Annotated in this window: 14 protein-coding genes; 10 read left to right on the forward strand and 4 right to left on the reverse strand. The window is 42.3% G+C overall.

What is annotated here, in order from left to right; genetic code table 11:
• The first annotated feature begins 55 nt into the window (after positions 1-55).
• The 7 genes from P9989_RS07005 (at position 56) to P9989_RS07035 (ending at position 9,621) form a co-directional block, all read left to right on the forward strand.
• Positions 56-703 carry a TVP38/TMEM64 family protein gene (locus P9989_RS07005; protein ID WP_283078060.1) on the forward strand — a complete coding sequence of 216 codons (648 nt, stop codon included), beginning with the start codon at positions 56-58 and terminating at the stop codon, positions 701-703.
• Between the two features lie 57 nt (positions 704-760).
• The gene (lepB, locus tag P9989_RS07010) at positions 761-1,300 is read left to right on the forward strand and encodes a signal peptidase I (protein ID WP_283078857.1); all 540 of its coding nucleotides are present in this window, start codon (positions 761-763) and stop codon (positions 1,298-1,300) included.
• Between the two features lie 264 nt (positions 1,301-1,564).
• Positions 1,565-5,083, forward strand: a complete 3,519-nt coding sequence (addB, locus tag P9989_RS07015) for a helicase-exonuclease AddAB subunit AddB (protein WP_283078061.1) — start codon at positions 1,565-1,567, stop codon at positions 5,081-5,083.
• A complete protein-coding gene (gene addA / locus P9989_RS07020; RefSeq protein ID WP_283078062.1) occupies positions 5,067-8,786 on the forward strand; it encodes a helicase-exonuclease AddAB subunit AddA in 3,720 nt (1,239 codons plus the stop codon). The genes addB and addA overlap by 17 nt, the downstream gene beginning before the upstream one ends.
• Positions 8,764-9,057 (forward strand): HNH endonuclease, encoded by a 294-nt coding sequence (locus P9989_RS07025; protein WP_283078063.1) that lies wholly within the window; start codon positions 8,764-8,766, stop codon positions 9,055-9,057. Before addA ends, P9989_RS07025 begins: the two co-directional genes overlap by 23 nt.
• Positions 9,058-9,110: 53 nt before the next feature.
• On the forward strand, positions 9,111-9,428 hold the full coding sequence (locus P9989_RS07030) for a YnfA family protein (RefSeq protein WP_283078064.1): 318 nt from the start codon (positions 9,111-9,113) through the stop codon (positions 9,426-9,428).
• Positions 9,429-9,513: 85 nt separating this feature from the next.
• Complete coding sequence (locus P9989_RS07035; protein WP_283078065.1) at positions 9,514-9,621, forward strand: putative holin-like toxin; 108 nt, start codon at positions 9,514-9,516, stop codon at positions 9,619-9,621.
• 280 nt (positions 9,622-9,901) lie between these two features.
• Here P9989_RS07035 and P9989_RS07040 read toward each other — a convergent pair whose 3' ends face one another.
• Positions 9,902-10,324: a hypothetical protein gene (locus tag P9989_RS07040; RefSeq protein WP_283078066.1), complete on the reverse strand. Its 423-nt coding sequence runs from the start codon at positions 10,322-10,324 to the stop codon at positions 9,902-9,904.
• A 368-nt stretch (positions 10,325-10,692) separates the two neighbouring features.
• Here P9989_RS07040 and P9989_RS07045 point away from each other — a divergent pair, with 368 nt between their 5' ends.
• A complete protein-coding gene (locus P9989_RS07045; RefSeq protein ID WP_283078067.1) occupies positions 10,693-13,488 on the forward strand; it encodes a pullulanase in 2,796 nt (931 codons plus the stop codon).
• Between the two features lie 309 nt (positions 13,489-13,797).
• On the opposite strand, the gene P9989_RS07050 is transcribed toward P9989_RS07045, so the two are convergent.
• The 3 genes from P9989_RS07050 to P9989_RS07060 form a co-directional block, all read right to left on the reverse strand.
• A complete protein-coding gene (locus P9989_RS07050; protein ID WP_283078068.1) occupies positions 13,798-14,208 on the reverse strand; it encodes a hypothetical protein in 411 nt (136 codons plus the stop codon).
• A gap of 101 nt (positions 14,209-14,309) precedes the next feature.
• Positions 14,310-14,723 carry a DUF3021 domain-containing protein gene (locus tag P9989_RS07055; RefSeq protein WP_283078069.1) on the reverse strand — a complete coding sequence of 138 codons (414 nt, stop codon included), beginning with the start codon at positions 14,721-14,723 and terminating at the stop codon, positions 14,310-14,312.
• Entirely contained in the window at positions 14,720-15,178 is a 459-nt protein-coding gene (locus tag P9989_RS07060) for a LytTR family DNA-binding domain-containing protein (protein WP_283078070.1), read from the reverse strand. Before P9989_RS07060 ends, P9989_RS07055 begins: the two co-directional genes overlap by 4 nt.
• Before the next feature lie 304 nt (positions 15,179-15,482).
• On the opposite strand from P9989_RS07060, the gene P9989_RS07065 reads away from it, so the two are divergent.
• A complete protein-coding gene (locus P9989_RS07065; protein ID WP_283078071.1) occupies positions 15,483-16,064 on the forward strand; it encodes a hypothetical protein in 582 nt (193 codons plus the stop codon).
• Positions 16,065-16,772: 708 nt separating this feature from the next.
• The gene (locus P9989_RS07070) at positions 16,773-18,605 is read left to right on the forward strand and encodes a dihydroorotate dehydrogenase (RefSeq protein ID WP_283078072.1); all 1,833 of its coding nucleotides are present in this window, start codon (positions 16,773-16,775) and stop codon (positions 18,603-18,605) included.
• Positions 18,606-18,644 lie beyond the last annotated feature (39 nt).

Below are 18,644 nucleotides of genomic sequence, written 5' to 3' on the forward strand. Positions count from 1 at the left end.
CTATTAAAATAGAAGAAGCATCTGCTGTTTTCCGGTAATAATAAGGGGCGCCATCATGTATTTATTGAATATAAACGTAGATAAAATAAAAAAATTAGCCGAAGATGATCGCTTATTCGAATATGTTATTAACCAATTGGAGCAATTACAGAGTTTCGGGCCGCTGCCTGGAATTATACTGCCTATGCTTGAAGCATTCTTGCCGATCTTACCGCTAATCGTCTTTGTCCTGGCAAATTCGGTTGTGTATGGCCTGTTTAAAGGGTTTTTGTATGCGTGGATAGGAACGGCTTTTGGGTCTATTCTTGTTTTTATGCTCGTTCGACGTTTGGGGCAGAAGAGGTTCTTTAAAGTAATTAGGAAAAATAAGCAAGTTCGGCGGGTCATGACGTGGCTGGAGGATCACGGGTTCGGGCCCCTGTTTCTATTAATGTGTTTTCCATTCTCGCCTTCCTCCGTTATTAATGTCGTAGCAGGTCTGTCTACGGTGAGCCGCCAGCAATTTATCCTGGCTGTTCTGCTAGGAAAGTCCGTTATGATCTTTACGGTGGCCTATGTGGGCAGCAGCATCGTTTCGTTCGCTCAAAATCCGGTCAAGTCGATCGTGGTAGGTGTCTGTATTCTATTGTTTTGGATTCTTGGGAAATTTATTGAAAAAAGATTGCAGCGCAAAGCGGAAAAACGTACAGGTCAGAACGGTTAGATTCATGTTCAAAGGGGTAGAATAATAGGAGAAGAACATGTGCTGGAGGATAGAATGATGAAAAAATTCCATAAGATCATTCAGGCTGTGCTGGTGGCGTTTCTGTTGGCATTCGTGTTTAAATCTTATTTATTTGCAAGTTACGTAGTCGATGGAGAGTCGATGGAACCTACTCTCGAGGACGGGAATCTATTAATGGTTAATAAAGTAGTCTATGACTGGCAGAGCGTAGACCGGGGAGATGTGATCGTATTTCATGCCAATGAAACGGAAGATTACGTGAAACGGGTCATTGGCACCGAAGGGGATCACGTTGCTTTCCAGAATGATGTATTATATGTAAACGGCCAGCGTGTTTCCGAACCTTATTTGGATGAATTAAGGCCAAGGGATGGGAGGCTGTTTACGACCAATTTTACGCTTGAAGAAGTAACTGGAGAACGTGTAGTTCCAGATAACCATTTGTTTGTGATGGGAGACAATCGAAGAGACAGTCTGGATAGTCGATATTTCGGCTTTGTGTCGACTGAAAGTATTGTCGGGAAAGTAGATGTCTGTTATTGGCCGGTTTCACAAGTAGATTTACAGTTTAAATAAGATGGTCAGACATCGTCCGGGGCTGGGCGGTTTTTTTGTGGAAAAATCTTGACAATTGATAGGAGGAGGTGGTAATTGGGCAGGAGAACAATCCCTCTGAGATAATAATAAAAGCAACCCTATCCTAACTGAATATAAATGGTATAAAAATCAATAGACGGTTCCAATTTCCTTAGCCGGCAAATGGCCGCAATGATTGACCAGTACCTCCCAAATAGAGGATACTATAATAAGAGAAAAAATTATCGAAAAGGGGTACATGACATGGCGATACAGTTTTTACTTGGACGTTCCGGGGCAGGCAAGGGCGTGCGAGTGCTTGAAGACATTGAAGCAAAGTTAAAAGCTGATCCAAAGGGACGGCCGATCATGTATATCGTTCCCGATCAAATGACCTTCCAGCAGGAATATACGCTGCTGAAACGAGACGGTGTGGAAGGATCAATTAGAGCTCAAGTGTTCAGTTTCTCACGCCTGGCGTGGCGTGTTTTTCAAGAAACGGGCGGCGGAACAAAGAAGTTTATCAGCTCGACTGGCATACAGATGATGCTGCGAAAGATTGTGGAAGAACGGACGTCAGAGTGGAGAGTTTTTCAGAAGGCCATTGAAAAACAAGGCTTTATTGAGCAGCTTGAAGGGATGATCACGGAGTTTAAGCGTTATAACATTTCACCGCAAACCTTGCACATGCAAATGAATGCTATGGACCAGATTGTCCATAAAACAAGTCATGAAGAAGGATTACGGGATAAGCTTGATGATTTATCCTACATTTTTGAGTACCTCACTGATGCACTGAAAGAACAATACATAGATGGGGAGGACCAGCTGCAGCTGTTGGCTGATAAAATTCCAGAAGCCCAATTTTTAGAGGGAGCTGAGGTTTACTTAGATGGGTTCCACAGTTTTACCCCGCAGGAATATACGGTTATCGAGGCACTGCTGAAAAAGGCTGATCGTGTTGTAGTATCGTTAACGACAGAAACGCCTGAGCTTGAGGAAAATCAGGAACTGGATCTGTTTCATGAAACGAAGGAAACGTACTTTACATTAAAGCAGATGGCTGAACAAGCAGGAGTAGAAATCGAGGGCAGTGTTGAACTGGATCATAACCATGGACGTCTGAAAGGCCAGCCAGCTTTATTGCACCTTGAGCGTTATTTTGATCAGCGCCCGGCTCCTGGGTTTGAAAGAGAAGCACCGATCCAAATTGCTGAGGCCGCTCATCCCCGGGCTGAGGTGGAAGGGGTTGCTCAGGAAATCCTCCGTTTGGTGAGGGATGAAGGTTACCGCTACAAGGACATGGCGGTGCTGATTCGAGAGCCTGAAGTGTATCATAGTTTAATTGAGACGTTGTTCGTGGATTATGGAATTCCGGTCTTTATCGATGAAAAAAAGACGATGCTGAACCATCCCGTTATGGAATTAATTCGGTCAGGGCTTGATGTAATCGAAGGAAACTTTCGTTATGATGCGGTGTTTCGTTTACTGAAAACAGGACTGATCCCCTCGAGTAATCCAACCTTTCCGTTAACAGAGGATGCGATTGATGAACTAGAAAACTATGTGCTGGAATACGGGGTACGCCGGCGGGATCGCTGGTTTAGTGAAGAACCGTGGATTTATCAGCGGTTTAGAGGATTCGAGCAGTCCTCCCAAACAGATGAAGAAAAACAGAAACAGAAGCGGATTAATGCTTATCGCAGGCAAGTCACGAGGGTGCTGGAACCATTTGATAAAGAACTCAGAGAGGCAGCGACGGTTGAAGAACGTTCCCGAGCGGTTTACGGCTGGCTGGAATCGATGGAAATCCCTGCTCAATTGGAGAAATGGCGAGACCGCTATGATGAACGAGGAGACATCGAGAAGGGGCGTGAACAGGAGCAAGTTTGGGATGCTCTCTTGCAGCTTTTAGATGAAATGGTCGAGATGGCTGGAGATGAAAAAATTTCGCTTCAAGTATTCAGAAGTATTATCGAGAGTGGTCTCGAGTCGCTGACATTCGCTCACGTTCCACCGAGCATGGATCATGTGATCATCGGAAACGTGGATCGTTCCCGTATTACTGGAATCAAAGCCTCCTTTTTATTAGGGGTTACAGATGGAGTCTGGCCGATGAAACCAACGGCGGACGGTATGATCTCAGAGCGGGAACGTACGCTGCTAGCCGAAGGCGGTATCAAACTGGCTGACGGCACCAACCGCCAGCTGCTTGATGATCGCTTCTATATGTATTTGGCGTTGACGATGGCGTCGGACCATTTATGGCTCAGCTATCCATTAAGCAATGAAGAAGGGAAGTCTAAAGTTCCTTCACAGATCATTCAGCGCCTTGATGAGCTATTTCCAGCTGTGCGGGACAGTCATGTGCTGCTGAAAGATGCGGATGATGAAGAAGACGCCACGCGTTTCATAACAAACCCTGTGAAAACGAGATCAGCATTAACATCACAGCTGTCCCGTTATTTACGAGGCTACCCGCTACCCTCTACCTGGTGGGATGTCCTGAATTGGTATATCAAGGCGGAAGATAAAAATGGTCTAACCAATCGAATCTTACACAGTTTATTTTATAAAAATCAGCCGGTGGATTTAGCACAAGATACGAAAAAGCGGATGTTTGATGGCCCGCTGAAGACGAGTGTATCACGATTGGAAACGTATCATCGTTGCTCGTATCAATATTTTTCACGGCATAGCTTGAATTTAGAGGAGCGAAAAACGTACAAGCTTGATGCACCAGATATCGGTCAGCTATTCCACGAGGCTTTGAAGCAGATTACCGAATGGGTCCAGCAGGAGGGGCGTGACTTTGCTGAGCTGAATAAAAACGAAACGGCTCATTATGCTGAAAAAGTGATGTCCAAACTCGCGCCGATTTTGCAAAACCAAATCTTGCACAGTTCGAATCGGCATCATTATATTAAGCACAAGCTTCAAGGTGTCGTGTCACGGGCTGCCTTCATATTGAGTGAGCAGGCTAGAAAAAGCCGGTTCTCGCCGGTCGGCCTTGAGCTTGGATTTGGGACAGGGAAGGATGCTAAGCTGCCGCCATTGTCCCTCGGTCTGCCGAACGGCCATGAGTTAATGCTTCGCGGCCGAATTGACAGGGTAGATCGGGCCTTGCACGAGCAGGCACTCTATCTAAGAATCATCGATTACAAATCGAGTGAAAAAGGGTTGAATTTAACCGATGTCTACTATGGACTGGCTTTACAGATGCTGGCCTACTTAGACGTTGTGTTAACAAATGCTGAGCACTGGCTGGGCACACCGGCTCTGCCGGCCGGAGTTCTTTATTTCCATGTCCATAATCCAATGGTGTCAGGGAAGCAGATCCTCGGTGATGATCAGATCGAAGAGGAGATTTTTAAGAAGTTTAAAATGAAAGGTCTCCTGCTTGAGAATGAGCAGTTAGTAAACATGATGGATACGAGTTTGGAAAAAGGACAAAGTCAGATTATTCCGGCTGGGCTTAAAGCCAACGGTGGTTTCTATAAAGGGTCAAAAACAATTGAATCTGATCACTTTAATGAATTACGAGGTTATATCCGTGATGTTATGATCGAAGCCGGCCAACGAGTAACGGAAGGTGAGGTTGATCTCAATCCTTACCAAAAAGGACAGCAGCGAGCTTGTGACTACTGTCCATTCCGCTCCGTTTGCCAATTTGATCCTTCCCTCGAGGATAACGACTACCGTAAGCTCAAGAAATGGAAGGAAGAAGAAGTCATTCAGCAGATAGTGACGAGAGAGGAGAATCGATTTGGTAAGCTGGACTAAAGAACAAGAACGGGCGATCTATACAGAAGGGACCAATATCCTCGTTGCAGCGGCCGCAGGATCGGGGAAAACAGCTGTCTTGGTTGAGAGAATCATTCAGAAGCTTCTCCATAAAGCGGCACCAGTGGACATTGATTCTCTGCTCGTTGTGACATTTACGAACGCCGCTGCTCAGGAGATGAGAAACCGGGTCGGCCTGGCATTAGGGCAGGCGCTTGAAGAGAATCCTGGTTCCCAGCATTTAAAGAAACAACTGTCCCTATTGCAAAATGCTTCGATTTCCACATTGCACTCTTTTTGCATGGAAGTGGTCAGAAAAAATGCCTACATGCTTGATCTGGACCCTGGATTTCGCATTGCAGATGACATTGAAGCAGATCTCATCAGGCAAGAGGTCCTTGAGGATTTATTTGAAGATTGGTATGGCAAAGAAGGGGAGGAACGAGATCGTTTCTTTGACGTGGTGGATCGTTTTTCAAGTGACCGTAGTGATTTAGACGTTGAAAAACTCGTGCTCGATTTATATACCTTCGCGATGCAAAATCCATGGCCTGAACAATGGCTGGATGAAATGGTGGAGATGTATGACGTTGATCGAGTGGAAAATGAAGAGGAGCTCGTCTGGCTCACTCATTTGAAGCGTGATGTCACAAGCCAGCTCCATGCGATTGAAGACGAGGCGTACCAGCTGCTTGAGCTTACGCGTGAGCCGGATGGGCCGTCAAGTTATGGGGAAACGGCAACCCAGGATTTAGAAATGATTCAACAGGCCAAAGGAGCACATGCTGTTTCCTGGAGCGAACTGCAAAAGGTGATGACGACAAGCAAATTCTCGGCCTTGTCTCGTAAGAAAATGGATTGTGATGAAGCGAAAAAGGAACGGGCTAAGAGCATTCGAAATAGCTACAAAAAACGCTGGAATGATATGAAAGATGAATGGTTTCAGCGTACACTAGAGAGCTATTTGAAAGATATGAAAGAGCTCCATCCCGTAATGGAACAGCTTGCAGTTGTCATTAAAGATTTTCACGAACGATACCGGCTTTTGAAAAAGGAAAAAGCGCTTGTTGACTTCTCTGACCTTGAACACTACTGTCTGGAAATTTTGTTAGATGAATCGTCAACAAAAGAAAATCCTATGCCATCGCCTGTTGCGAAAAGCTTTCACGATCAGTTCAGTGAAGTGTTAATTGATGAATATCAGGATACGAACCTCGTTCAGGAGACGCTTCTGCGGCTGTTAACAGATGGCCAGCAGGCCGGTCACCTGTTTATGGTTGGCGACGTCAAGCAAAGTATTTATCGATTCAGGCATGCCGAGCCGTCGTTATTTTTAACAAAATATAAGACCTATGGAGAGCGCCCCGAGGACGGGGAACGGATCGATCTGGCACGTAACTTCCGCAGCCGCAGACAAGTACTTGATGCGACGAACTACATTTTCCGTCAGCTCTTAGACGAAGAGGTTGGCGAGATGAATTATGAGCCGGAAGCTGAACTCATCTACAGTAATTCGATCTATGATGAATTAACGAGTGAGGATGCTCGGGCTGAGCTGATGATTATTGACCGTGAGGCGAAAGAAGATGATTCTGAGGATGAAGAAGGATATGAGGATTTAGAAAAAGCTCAAATTGAGGCCAGAGCTTATGGCGAGAAGATCCGGCAGTGGCTCGGTCATGGAGAGGAGTCCCCACTGCTGGTCATTGATAAAGCCACCAGCATGAAGCGGCCGGTGCAATACCGGGATATCGTGATTTTAATGCGGTCGATGACATGGGCTCCGACCATCGTCGATGAGTTGAAAAAACAGGGAATCCCTGTTTACGCGGAACTGTCGACAGGTTATTTCGAAGCGATCGAAGTTAAAATCATGCTGAATCTATTAAAAGTGATTGATAATCCGATGCAGGATATTCCGCTTGCTTCTGTGCTTAAATCACCGATTGTCGGACTTGATGAAGATGAATTGATGCAGCTTCGTCTGGAAAATCAAAAAGTGAGCTATTATGAGTCGATCCGCTCCTATCACGCCGATCCCGAAACGAGGCATAAGGTGCAGGAGTTCTTAAACCTGTTAAGCAGCTTTCGAGAACGGGCGCGCCAGGGGGCGTTAGCTGATTTGATTTGGGATATTTTCCGAGAAACCGGCTACTATGATTTCGTCGGCGGTATGCCAGGCGGCAGGCAGCGTCAAGCTAACTTGCGAGCCTTATATGACCGGGCCAAATCATATGAATCTACTTCCTTCCGTGGTCTGTTCCGTTTCCTTCGGTTTATTGAACGAATGGAGGAGCGCGGAGATGATCTTGGAGCAGCGAAAGCTCTCGGGGAACAGGAAGATGTGGTACGAATCATGACGATTCATAAAAGTAAAGGCCTGGAATTCCCTGTCGTGATCCTGGGAGCCATGGATAAGCAGTTTAATATGATGGATTTACGTCATCGTTACTTGCTTCATAAGGATTATGGATTTGGTTCACGATATATTAATCCAGAAAAACGGTTGATGTTTCCAACTTTGGCCTATCATGCCTTAAAACGCATTAAACTCAGGGAACTATTAGCTGAGGAAATGCGAGTGCTTTATGTAGCTTTAACGAGAGCAAAAGAGAAGCTTATTATGGTTGGAAATGTTGCTTCTTTTGAGAAAAAACAACAGAAGTGGCAAAACTTTGTCGATCGGCAGGACTGGGTGCTGCCGCCATATGACCGACTTGAGGCGAAGTCCTACCTTGACTGGGTAGGAGCGGCACTGATCCGTCACCATGATACCAGTCTTCTTCGTGAAGAACATATCACGGTCAAAACAGCTGAAGCGATCGAACAGGACATTTCCCAGTGGCAAGTCATGCTAAAGCATAAAAAAGATTTTGCCGATGTGAGTGAGCTTGAGAAGCAGCGGGATGAGCAATTACAAGAGTATATTTCCGAGTGGAAGCCGATGCCGACTGAAGCAGAAAACGAGTTGCCCCAGTTAAGACTCAATTATCAGTATCCACACAAAAAGGCAGCCATGTCCCGAGCCAAGCAATCCGTAACTGAGATTAAACGACAGCGGGAGGTGAAGGATGAGTATTCCAGTGACCAGCTACTTATTCCTCACCGAGCTCCGATTGCCAAGCGGCCGCGTTTTATGCAGGAAAGCGAACGACTGACAGCCGGGGAAACAGGGAGTGCTATGCATACTGTTATGCAACATATTCCTCTTTACAAGGACCATACAGCTAAAGAAGTATTAGAATTTGTCGAACATCTTGTTATGAAAGAGATATTGCGAAGAGAAGAAGCTGACGTCATTGATGCTGAGGCGATTACAGCCTTTTTCCAAACACCGATAGGCAAACTCGTGCAACAGGCAGAACAGGTCGAACGGGAAGTTCCATTTAGTTTGACGCTGCCCGCAGATGAGGTGTACAAAGATTGGAACGAACCAACGGAGGAGCGAGTGTTTATCCAGGGGGTCATTGATGCGGTCATTCCGTATGAAGATGGCTGGCTCATCCTTGACTATAAAAGTGATTCATTCGATGCAAAAGATCCAAACGCTCCTGAACAGCTTAAGAAACGTTACGAAACTCAGCTTCAACTCTATCAAACAGCCTTAGAAAAAATCTGGCAGCAGCCAGTCAAGAAAAGCTGCCTCTATTTCTTTAACGGTCCCTTGCTAGTGGAGGTCGATGGCAGTGGCAAACACGTGTGATCTATGTGGAAGAACACCGATCACCACGACCGAGCATCATTTGATTCCTAAACAATACGGCGGGGTTGACGGTCCGACAGCGATGCTTTGCAGTGCCTGTCACCGTCAAATTCACGCCCTTTTCACGAATGAAGAGCTGGCGGGCTTTTATTATACTCTTGAACGGCTTGCGGATTATCCTGATATGGTGAACTATTTGCGCTGGGTTAGGAAGCAGGATCCAGAGAAGAGAATTACGACGCGCAAGGCGAATCGAAGGAAAAAGCGTTAGGACTGTTTTTTCAGCGAAATAAAAAAACGAGGATCTAATGACGGGGGGAGAATATGGCAGTTATATTATTCCTTTTAGCTGGATTAGCTGAAATTGGCGGCGGTTATCTTATTTGGCTATGGCTTAGAGAAGGAAAGCCTTTTTATTGGGGGTTACTAGGCGGCTTATCCCTAGCAATGTATGGAGTTATAGCTGCGTTCCAATCCTTCCCCTCATTTGGAAGAGTATATGCAGCTTATGGAGGAGTTTTTATCCTATTATCTATACTTTGGGGATGGGGAGTTGATAAAAAAACACCAGATACATACGATTGGATAGGTGCCGCCATATGTTTAGTGGGGGTGTCGGTGATCTTGTGGCCTCGTCATTAATCCATATCCTAATGATTGAATCATTATAGCAACTATATAAGTTAGGTGGCGGCTGAACTCCCTGCATAGAAAGGGGGTGAGGCTTATGACGGCATACGAAGCATTCAATCTAATTGCTCAATTTAGCTTAGTGCTAATGGCTGCATTGACGTTGATTGCTACAATTGTCGTTTATTTAAACAAAAAGAAATAGCCACCTGCTCCACAAAGTGAGGTGACTATTTCTTATAGAGTAAACTTACTTTGTCAGCCGCTGCTCGAGCGGCATGTAGTTGCTTCGACCGGGTGTTGACGCACTCGGTCTCTTTTTATTATAGGCTTCATCTACTTGAATTATAACCGATAGCAGCTGTGTTTTCAATATTACTAAGCCTTTAAGATTTTTCTTTTAGTAGTTATTAACCCGGGTGAAAAAGGTTTGACAGTGTAGTAAGCATAGGCTAATAGTTGAAACCTCCTGCTATTAGGAAGCTTCATAAACCCTCAATCAGCATCCCATCTAGTTCTCGTACTCTGTCATAGGAGTTTACTAGTTGTTCAGGTACCATGGTTCTGCCATATTCCCAGGCATTCGTTTCTATTTCAGATTTCAATGCTGCTATTTCTTCATCCTCCCCATACATGAGAGTCTTTAAATCATGTTTGTGTTTTTTAAAAGTTAGATAATACCCAATCTCGTGATAGAGGATAATCTTAACAAAGTTTTCATCGGTCTCTTTCCATTTAATTTTACTAATATAGCCATTGATTTGCAGATAATGAAATTTTATCGTATTCGTCGATACGTTATAATTCATAGGTGTAGACAGATCATTATTAAATTCATAATTTATATCTAAATTGTGCTCTTGTAAGGTATTTTTAATAATCTTCTCGATATCCCATATGTATAGCATCTTATTCATCACTATCCTTTCAAATCAATTATTTCCCACCTAATAATAGTTTTGCTTCGTCCATATAATTGAATATTTCATCAATTAGAATTATTACAGAACCCACTAAGAAATTCAAAGTTTTTTGAAAAACAACAGTTCAATAGAACAGTGAAGATATAAATAAGACCTCTTATGACGAGTAAATATCAGACTATTTAAAAAATGAATTGAAAGGGCTTTCAACTAATGGTAACGTAGTTAGTGATGTAAGTTTAAGTAAGGAAAGGAGGGATTTGAGAGAATAGGAACTTTTTTTATGCCTTTTGTGCAAACGATTGCTCAAAATTCAAACTTAGATTCTTTATGAATTAATAGGGAGGGTGTTAATGAGAAAAGTGATGAAAAAAAGTGTTCTTATATTGCTGGCATTTGTTATGGTTTATTCATCATCAGGCAGCATTGCTGCTAGTAAATTTAGTAAAGAAACTGCCTCTACATCAATTACTGAACCGATTCCAGAGGATCATATCAGAGTTTATTACCAAAGGACAGATAGTGATTATAGTGGTTGGGGGTTGCATCTTTGGAATCAGGATGACAGCAACCCTGCAATTGATTTTGTTGTGGACTGGTCAGCGCCTATTATGTTCGATCAGAAGTCTGATTGGGGAGTCTATAAAGATATCAAAGTAAGTAATATTAAAAATGGTTTAAACTTTATTGTTCATAAGGGTGATACAAAAGATATCACAAAAGATCGCTCTTTTCCGACATCGGGGCAGCAAGAATTTTGGCTTGTTGAAGGGCAGGAAAAAGTTTATTTAGAAAAACCTGATATGGTTACTAAATTGACATATGCAGAAATAACCAGCAAAAATCAAATTACTGGTCATTTAAATTGGAGTGGTGAAGAGATATCACGTGATCATCTAAAGATTATTGATCAAAATGGCAATGAGATTGAAATAAAAAGCATCCATGTAAAAAATTTGCAAATCACCCTGACTACTTCTAAAAATCTTGATCTATTGAAGGGATACACTATTACTTATAATGGAACTGAAACACACGCGAGACTCTCTTGGAAACTAATGGATAAGGTGTTTGCCTACGAAGGTGATGATCTTGGGGCTACCCTGCATGATAATGGAGAGGCAACCTTAAAGTTCTGGTCACCTCCCGCTACAAATGTTTCCGTTATTCTCTATGATAAAGACAATCAGTATAAAGTGATTAAAGAAGATATCCCGATGTCTAAGAGTGAAAACGGTGTATGGCAAGTCCAACTAGATCAATCGAATACTGGGATTAGTGACTTGAGTGGTTATTACTATCAATACAAAATCGACGTCTATGGGCGAACGAATATAGGACTTGACCCTTATGCAAAATCTATGGCTGCATGGAGCAACGAAGATGGAGATAGCGTGGGTAAAGCTGCTATTATTGATCCCTCGTCGATTGGACCACAATTGGATTACGCAGATATAGATGGGTTTGAAAAGCGAGAAGATGCTATTATTTGGGAGGCTCATGTCAGGGACTTCACCTCTGATCCGAGCATTGATTCAGAGCTAAATTCACAATTTGGAACATTTAATGCGTTTGTTGAGAAACTGGATTATATTAAAGAATTAGGCGTAACACATATTCAACTGCTTCCAGTGATGAAGTACTATTTTGGAAATGAGTTTAACAGTGATGAAAGAGAAATGGAGTATTCTTCGCGAGGCAATAATTACAATTGGGGATATGATCCACACAGCTATTTTTCTCCGACGGGAATGTACTCTGAACAACCAAAAGATCCAAAAGCACGGATAGCCGAACTAAAGAATCTCATTAATGAAATTCATAAAAGAGATATGGGAGTCATCCTTGATGTAGTATACAACCACACTGCGAAAGTAAGTATTTTGGAAGATCTCGTTCCTAATTATTACCACTTCATGGATGAAGAGGGCAATCCTAAAGTCGGCTATGGGGGTGGAAAAGTAGGAACTACGCATGCCATGTCCAGAAAATTAATGGTTGATTCGATTAAATATTTGGTCGATGAATTTAAGGTGGATGGATTCAGATTTGATTTGATGGGAGATTTGGATGCTAAAAGTGTACAAATAGCCTATAACGAGGCTGAAAAATTAAATCCGAATATCCTTATGATCGGAGAAGGATGGAGAACTTTTGTTGGGGACGGCGGCCCTGAGGATGAGGTTACGCCTGCCGACCAGGATTGGATGAATGACACGAATAGCGTAGGCGCATTCTCAGATGATATTAGAAATGAATTAAAATCAGGATTTGGGATTGAAGGTGAGCCAAGATTCCTGACAGATGGACCACGTGATATACAAACCATATTCAATAACATTAAGGCCCAACCAGGAAACTTCAAGGCAGATGACCCGGGTGATGTGGTTCAGTATATAGCAGCTCATGATGATTTGACCCTTCATGATATGATTGCCTATTCGATCAAAAAAGACCCAGCAACTCATGAAAAAGAAATCCAAAAACGCATCAGATTAGGAAATTCCATGATCTTAACTAGCCAAGGAATCGCGTTTCTTCATGCCGGACAAGAATATGGACGAACCAAACAATGGAAAGGAGATGACAAGCCTGAACATGCAGCAACATATATGGTAGACAAAAGTGGTGAGCCTTTTGAGCATCCCTACTTTATTAATGATTCTTATGATTCTTCTGATCGTATCAATATGTTTGATTGGAGCAAAGTGACAGAGAAAGGTGTTCACAGGAAGACCATGGAATATACGAAAGGTTTGATAGAGTTGCGCCGCTCCACGAATGCTTTTAGATTAGCGACGATGGACAAAGTTAACTCCAATGTGTCGATGATCGATGTGCCGGAGATTAATAAACGAGACCTGGTAATCGCTTATAAAGCTGAATCTACTGATGACACGGGGAATTACTTTGTATTCGTTAACGCCGATAATCAAGAGCGTAAACTTACATTACATGACTACAATTTAGCAGCAGGTAAAGTTATAGTAGATGACGATGAGGCAGGAAAGGAAAAAGTAAGCGATCGTTCAGGTTTCAAATTGAATGCCAATGAGATTACATTGGAGCCTTTAACAACGGTTGTAGTGAAGTGTGATTCTCCTGGTAATGGGCATGATCCCTGTGAAAAACCAAAAAGAGGAAGGTAAGAGTCATAACAGAATGGGCGATTTTGTGAAATCAGAAACAGATATTTTAGAATCTGACTAGTTATTTTAGAATACTAACTGTCTATTTTAGAATCACCAGTCGTTAATTTAGAAACACTTCGGGTTATTTCAGCATCCTCGAATGTTACTTTAGAATAAGTGGAATCACTCACTAAAAGCTGGTTAAATGATTTGCAGAAGGTATAAAAGATAGAAAGTAACTGTACCATCCACTCATCACTTCTTCTTTATGTAATGAGTGGACGGTACCATTCGTTTTTTTATACCCTGCTTAGGCATTTTTATATTTTATAAAGTCTTCGGTTCTCTTTGCTCGGTGTCCACGAAGGACTTCCCTTCTCGTTTTAACCATCTTGGAATCAGCCACATGGAAAACAAAGCAACGACAATATGAACAGGATGAGCAACGATTCCAAAGTTCTCTGCCGGAGGATTAGCGATATCGAAAACAGTCAGCAAAAGAGTAACTCCAGCTGTAAGCAGTACATAATATAGTTTCGGCCTGGACGTTTTTTGAAAAAACTTAGTAAAGATAACTCCACCTATAATGTTTGAAATAAGAGAGGCCAGCAGAATAGAAACCACATTTAATTGGGAAAACCAAAGACCTGTGAGGGCGCTGACCAAATAAGCTGTCGCCGCAGCCGCAATCCCTGAAAGTAAACCAACATACAACCCAATGAGCACACTCTTATTCATGTTAATAATTCTCCTCTACTTTTATTAAACTCCTCTGGCGTGATAGGAAAGGAAGCCCTGATGACGCCAGAAATAAAAGACAATTACCTTAATAAATCCCTCTATTTAATATGCTTCAGATCATCATTAAGTTTTCTACATTCATATTTAAAATATAGATAGAACCCGAGCCAGGCAATACTATAAGTGATGACAGCTATAATAAGATAGATGAGGATGTTCGTGATATCGACTGCAATCCAGCCTATCCCTAACGCAAAAATTAAGTAGAGAATAGTAACGGTGATAAAATGGAGTGCTGTTTGTTGAGAAAGACGTAGTGATCTTATTTCAAAATATAGTGGAGTGACGGTGAATAGCCAGCCGCAAAAAATAAATCCAAGCGAGTTTTTTAGAAAAAGATCTCCGTCGATAAGGCTCTGTTCACCAAAGTAGATATGGGCGATTGTTGTAAGTGTTGCAATAAATCCACCGAAGAAGATGCCCAAAATACTTCTGAATAAAAATCTTCTCATTTATTCTCCCTCCTATTCATCTTTAAAAATTCCTTAATCTTAGTTACATAATGTCTTGAAGCGTACTCTTTTACTCCTGATTTGAAATACACACAGAGTGTGCCGTTAAATGAGGACTCAAAGTGGCTCACTTCATATAAGTTGGCGATGACAGACTTTGAAAGTCGAATAAACTGTTTAGACGGAAGTAGCTGTTCCAGCTCATACAATTTTTCTTTTACTTTGAAGCCTCCATCAGAAGAGGTGGCAAACACTGTATCTCCTTCAGAATGGAAATAATGGACTTCACGAGGCATTAAAATGTGCTGCTTTTCTCCCTTTCTGCCCACAATAAATTCGGTTTCCCTCTCATTAAGGAAGTCGAGAATTTCTTTGACGGAAGCGTCCATTTCTTTACAATGAATCGTAACTTTCGTTTCTTCATGGGCAGGATCTATGTCTAACGAGATCTTCATGGCGTTAATCCCTCCTTCGATATGAAGCTTTCTAAAAATAGTATAGATGCGGCGCATTCAAATGTCACCATAATGGGGGTGAAACGTAGATCTGATGATGTGAAATGCGAATTTAACTGTCCATCTTGCGGGGGAATTTTGGTTTATGGAAGGAATTTATGAGTTGGGTGAATGGTTCTTGCCCTCTGAAAACAGTATTTGTTTTACTAAATCATCAGATATGGGAAACTAATTAATATGTAATACGTATAACTTAAAGAAGGGATTATTACTAGAAAACACAAGTTTTAGAGGAGGGGATTTTTTGAAAGAAAGTAATGCTTTTCGAATAGTTAAGACTTTCCTACTCTCTGGAATATTAGTGTTGATGGTCGGCTGCTCTTCTTCTGATACTTTAAAAACTGAACCTCAAGATGAAAATATTACCACCATAAAGACCGTTTTAGAACATCAATTTACGGCTCCAGATCCAGAATTAATTGAACTATTAGAAGATCCCAATAACCAAACCATCATTGGAAAAGAAGGGGATAAAGGGGCTTCGGAAACAAAACCAACTGAATTAGATTTATATTTAGAGGAAACTTATAAGTCTTATTTTACTAGAGATATGTATAATAAATTTATTGGCACCTATGCGTTAGGCTATCATACAGTCTCATACAATAATGGCTATCAATTAGAAGTGAAAAATATTGAAATTAAACAAAATGATACAACAAATAATGCTTACGGTTTCACTGTGGATGTTCAATACCAAAAAGAAAATAACCCGAAAATGACCTCCGAAGTAACTGGTAGGGCGCACATTTATGAAGAAGGGAAAATATCTAACATAGTTCTTTCTGATGATGACGGCTTATTAAAAGCACTAAAAGCTAAATAGAAGTTAATCTTCTGTATTCAGGTGCTTATCAGCAATAAGATAAGGCTCATTTTTCCTATGAAAACAATTTGTTGAATAACCGATTTCCTAAATTCAGGAAATTAGAGGTGATGGTTAATAGGTTTTAATTATAACAATGGGTGAGTAGGGCCATTTTGTGGAGTAGTGAATTGATTTATAGTTGAATCAATTTCATAATTTAAGCTCCTTGTGCCCCAAGAGATTCAAAACGAAGACTCGATTCCGATACTTTAGTTTGTATAAGGGGCTCCGGGGAAACGGTTCGCTTTCCGTGGCCCCACAGGACGTGGGGGCGTTCGGCGTTGAAACAGGACGTTTCGGTTTTAGCCGAACATCCTCTAAACGCTGAGTCTTCTCAGGCTTCGTCCTTCCGGGGTCTCATCTATCCCGCGTATCCCACAGGAATCTCACCGTTTTCCTCCACCCCTTTACCATTGGATTTAATTTGGATCAATCGACAACCGATTCATGTTGGATGGCGGGAAGAAGCTCCAATAAATAGGACAGAGCTATATCCAGCAGGTTCCGTGACGTTCTTTATACACCGAAACTCTGCTGGATAAGAACCCATTTTGAACCTTTTCGAAAAAGAGCCTTATATTCTACTAGTCTTTGGCGTTTTAAAAAGAGCAATTATGAAATTAATTCAATTAAAAAATCTTAGAAAAAATAAAACAGGAGAGTATTATGCCAGATTGGAGTTATCACCCGTTATTCAAGCCCTGGTTAACTAAACTGCCGCCAGGAATTTCAAGAGAATTTATATACAGAAGTATGGGCTGTATTTCATCGATCCGAGGAGGCCGTTCATTTATTGAACTGCTCGGTCATTTGGATCCCCCAACCGAGTTAAATTCCACTGTTGATGGAGTGCCTTATGCAAGTTCAATCGGTGTAAGCGCTCGGCTTGATCCAAAAGGAACAGGGGCAAAAAGTTTTTCGTCATTAGGAATTAATGTCATTGAGGCAGGCCCTGTTTCTCTTACTAGCAGCTCTGCAAAAGAGTCTATAATGAACAAAGATCGTGAGGAAATCTGGTTTCCTTTTCCCGAGCCTACAAAGACAGTTGAGGAGTGTAGAAATCAGATTAAACGCTTTAGCGGACCTGTCATTGTTACCATAGATGAGCAGATGACAGGTGAAGAAGCACATATCATCATTAATAAACTAAGTGACGAGGCGGATTCGTTCTCGATCAGTCTAGAACAAGCTTTCGAGTTAAGAACAGCTGCCATCGATAAAAATCTATACATACATCAGATTGCGGATTGTCTGAAAGCTGACCAACTTTCTTCTTTGATGAGCTCAAACCAGTTCAATGGGGTAATGATAGAACCTACTAAGGTATGGGATGAGGAATATTTTACGGAAAGTAGGGATGCTGCCAAGTCGCTCGTCAAGGCGGTCCGTATGATTCAGGAGAAAGTATCCCAAACATGCACGGTGATCACCAAGGGGGGAATAAGGGAACCGATTGAGGCGCATGAGCTCCATCAGTTGGGAGTCTCTCTTCTATTACTAGAGGAAGGGTATGTTTTCACGGGACCAGGTTTGCCGAAGCGAATCAATGAACTGTGGTTATCTGATGGATTTACAGAACGGGATGATTCAGGGGCTCGCTGGGGATTGCTGTTTGGATTAGCGATTTTATTCGCTGGCATTATTGCCTTAGTGTTCAGTATGACGCGGGTTATTTTACCGTATGATGAAGCTTTTATTGGGATGAGCCGAGATCAGATTGCGGTGTTTAACCCTAGAATTCTAGCTTTCATGGCGCATGATCGAATGGCCCTGGCAGGAACGATGATCAGCGGAGGAATTCTTTATATCCAGTTGGCCCGACATGGATTGGTCTATAGGATGCGATGGGCAAACCGTGCCTTTCATGTTGCAGCTATTTTAGGTTTCCTGGGGATTTTTGCTTTTATTGGCTATGGATATTTTGATTGGCTCCATGGTGTATTTTGGCTGCTGCTTCTTCCAATTTATATAAAATGTTTTCGACTTACAAAGCGTTCCTATGCCCACCCTGGCTCAATCAACCGTTCCAATCACTCGGCATGGCAAAAAGCGAATTGGGGTCAGTTGTTATTTGTGCTCCTAGGTTCTCTTATTGCAATAGGCGGGGTGGTGATTATGTTCATTGGGATGACTCATGTATTCGTACCAACGGATATCACCTTTTTGTGTGTAACACCTGACATGCTGCAATCACTCAATGAACGTCTGATACCTGTTATTGCGCATGACCGTGCGGGCTTTGGTGGAGCGTTAGTCAGTGTAGGAGTTTTAGTGCTTCTTTTATCACTATGGGGATTTCGAGAGGGAGAGAGCTGGGTATGGAATACGCTGGCAGTAGGCGCACCGCCGGCATTTGTCGCAGGTCTCGCGACTCATTTTGTAATTGGGTATACCTCTTTCTATCATCTACTTCCAGCCTACTTACTGGTTGTCATTTATGTTCTAGGATTAGTGTTATCCTACCCTTATTTAAAAAGAAGGCAGTCGGTCAATTTGTAAAATAGTCATTACAGTATGGCAGAAAACGAGGGGGCGGTT

Source organism: Halobacillus naozhouensis (genome assembly GCF_029714185.1).
GTDB classification, from domain to species: Bacteria; Bacillota; Bacilli; order Bacillales; family Halobacillaceae; genus Halobacillus_A; species Halobacillus_A naozhouensis.

What these genes read in the sequence shown, in the direction of transcription:
- P9989_RS07060 (WP_283078070.1), bottom strand. Translation starts at nt 15,178, where the DNA reads ATGAAGATCTCGTTAGACATAGATCCTGCCCATGAAGAAACGAAAGTT.
- P9989_RS07030 (WP_283078064.1), top strand. Translation starts at nt 9,111, where the DNA reads ATGGCAGTTATATTATTCCTTTTAGCTGGATTAGCTGAAATTGGCGGC.
- P9989_RS07055 (WP_283078069.1), bottom strand. Translation starts at nt 14,723, where the DNA reads ATGAGAAGATTTTTATTCAGAAGTATTTTGGGCATCTTCTTCGGTGGA.
- P9989_RS07025 (WP_283078063.1), top strand. Translation starts at nt 8,764, where the DNA reads ATGGCAGTGGCAAACACGTGTGATCTATGTGGAAGAACACCGATCACC.
- P9989_RS07070 (WP_283078072.1), top strand. Translation starts at nt 16,773, where the DNA reads ATGCCAGATTGGAGTTATCACCCGTTATTCAAGCCCTGGTTAACTAAA.
- P9989_RS07005 (WP_283078060.1), top strand. Translation starts at nt 56, where the DNA reads ATGTATTTATTGAATATAAACGTAGATAAAATAAAAAAATTAGCCGAA.
- lepB (WP_283078857.1), top strand. Translation starts at nt 761, where the DNA reads ATGAAAAAATTCCATAAGATCATTCAGGCTGTGCTGGTGGCGTTTCTG.
- addB (WP_283078061.1), top strand. Translation starts at nt 1,565, where the DNA reads ATGGCGATACAGTTTTTACTTGGACGTTCCGGGGCAGGCAAGGGCGTG.
- P9989_RS07040 (WP_283078066.1), bottom strand. Translation starts at nt 10,324, where the DNA reads ATGCTATACATATGGGATATCGAGAAGATTATTAAAAATACCTTACAA.
- P9989_RS07045 (WP_283078067.1), top strand. Translation starts at nt 10,693, where the DNA reads ATGAGAAAAGTGATGAAAAAAAGTGTTCTTATATTGCTGGCATTTGTT.
- P9989_RS07050 (WP_283078068.1), bottom strand. Translation starts at nt 14,208, where the DNA reads ATGAATAAGAGTGTGCTCATTGGGTTGTATGTTGGTTTACTTTCAGGG.
- P9989_RS07035 (WP_283078065.1), top strand. Translation starts at nt 9,514, where the DNA reads ATGACGGCATACGAAGCATTCAATCTAATTGCTCAATTTAGCTTAGTG.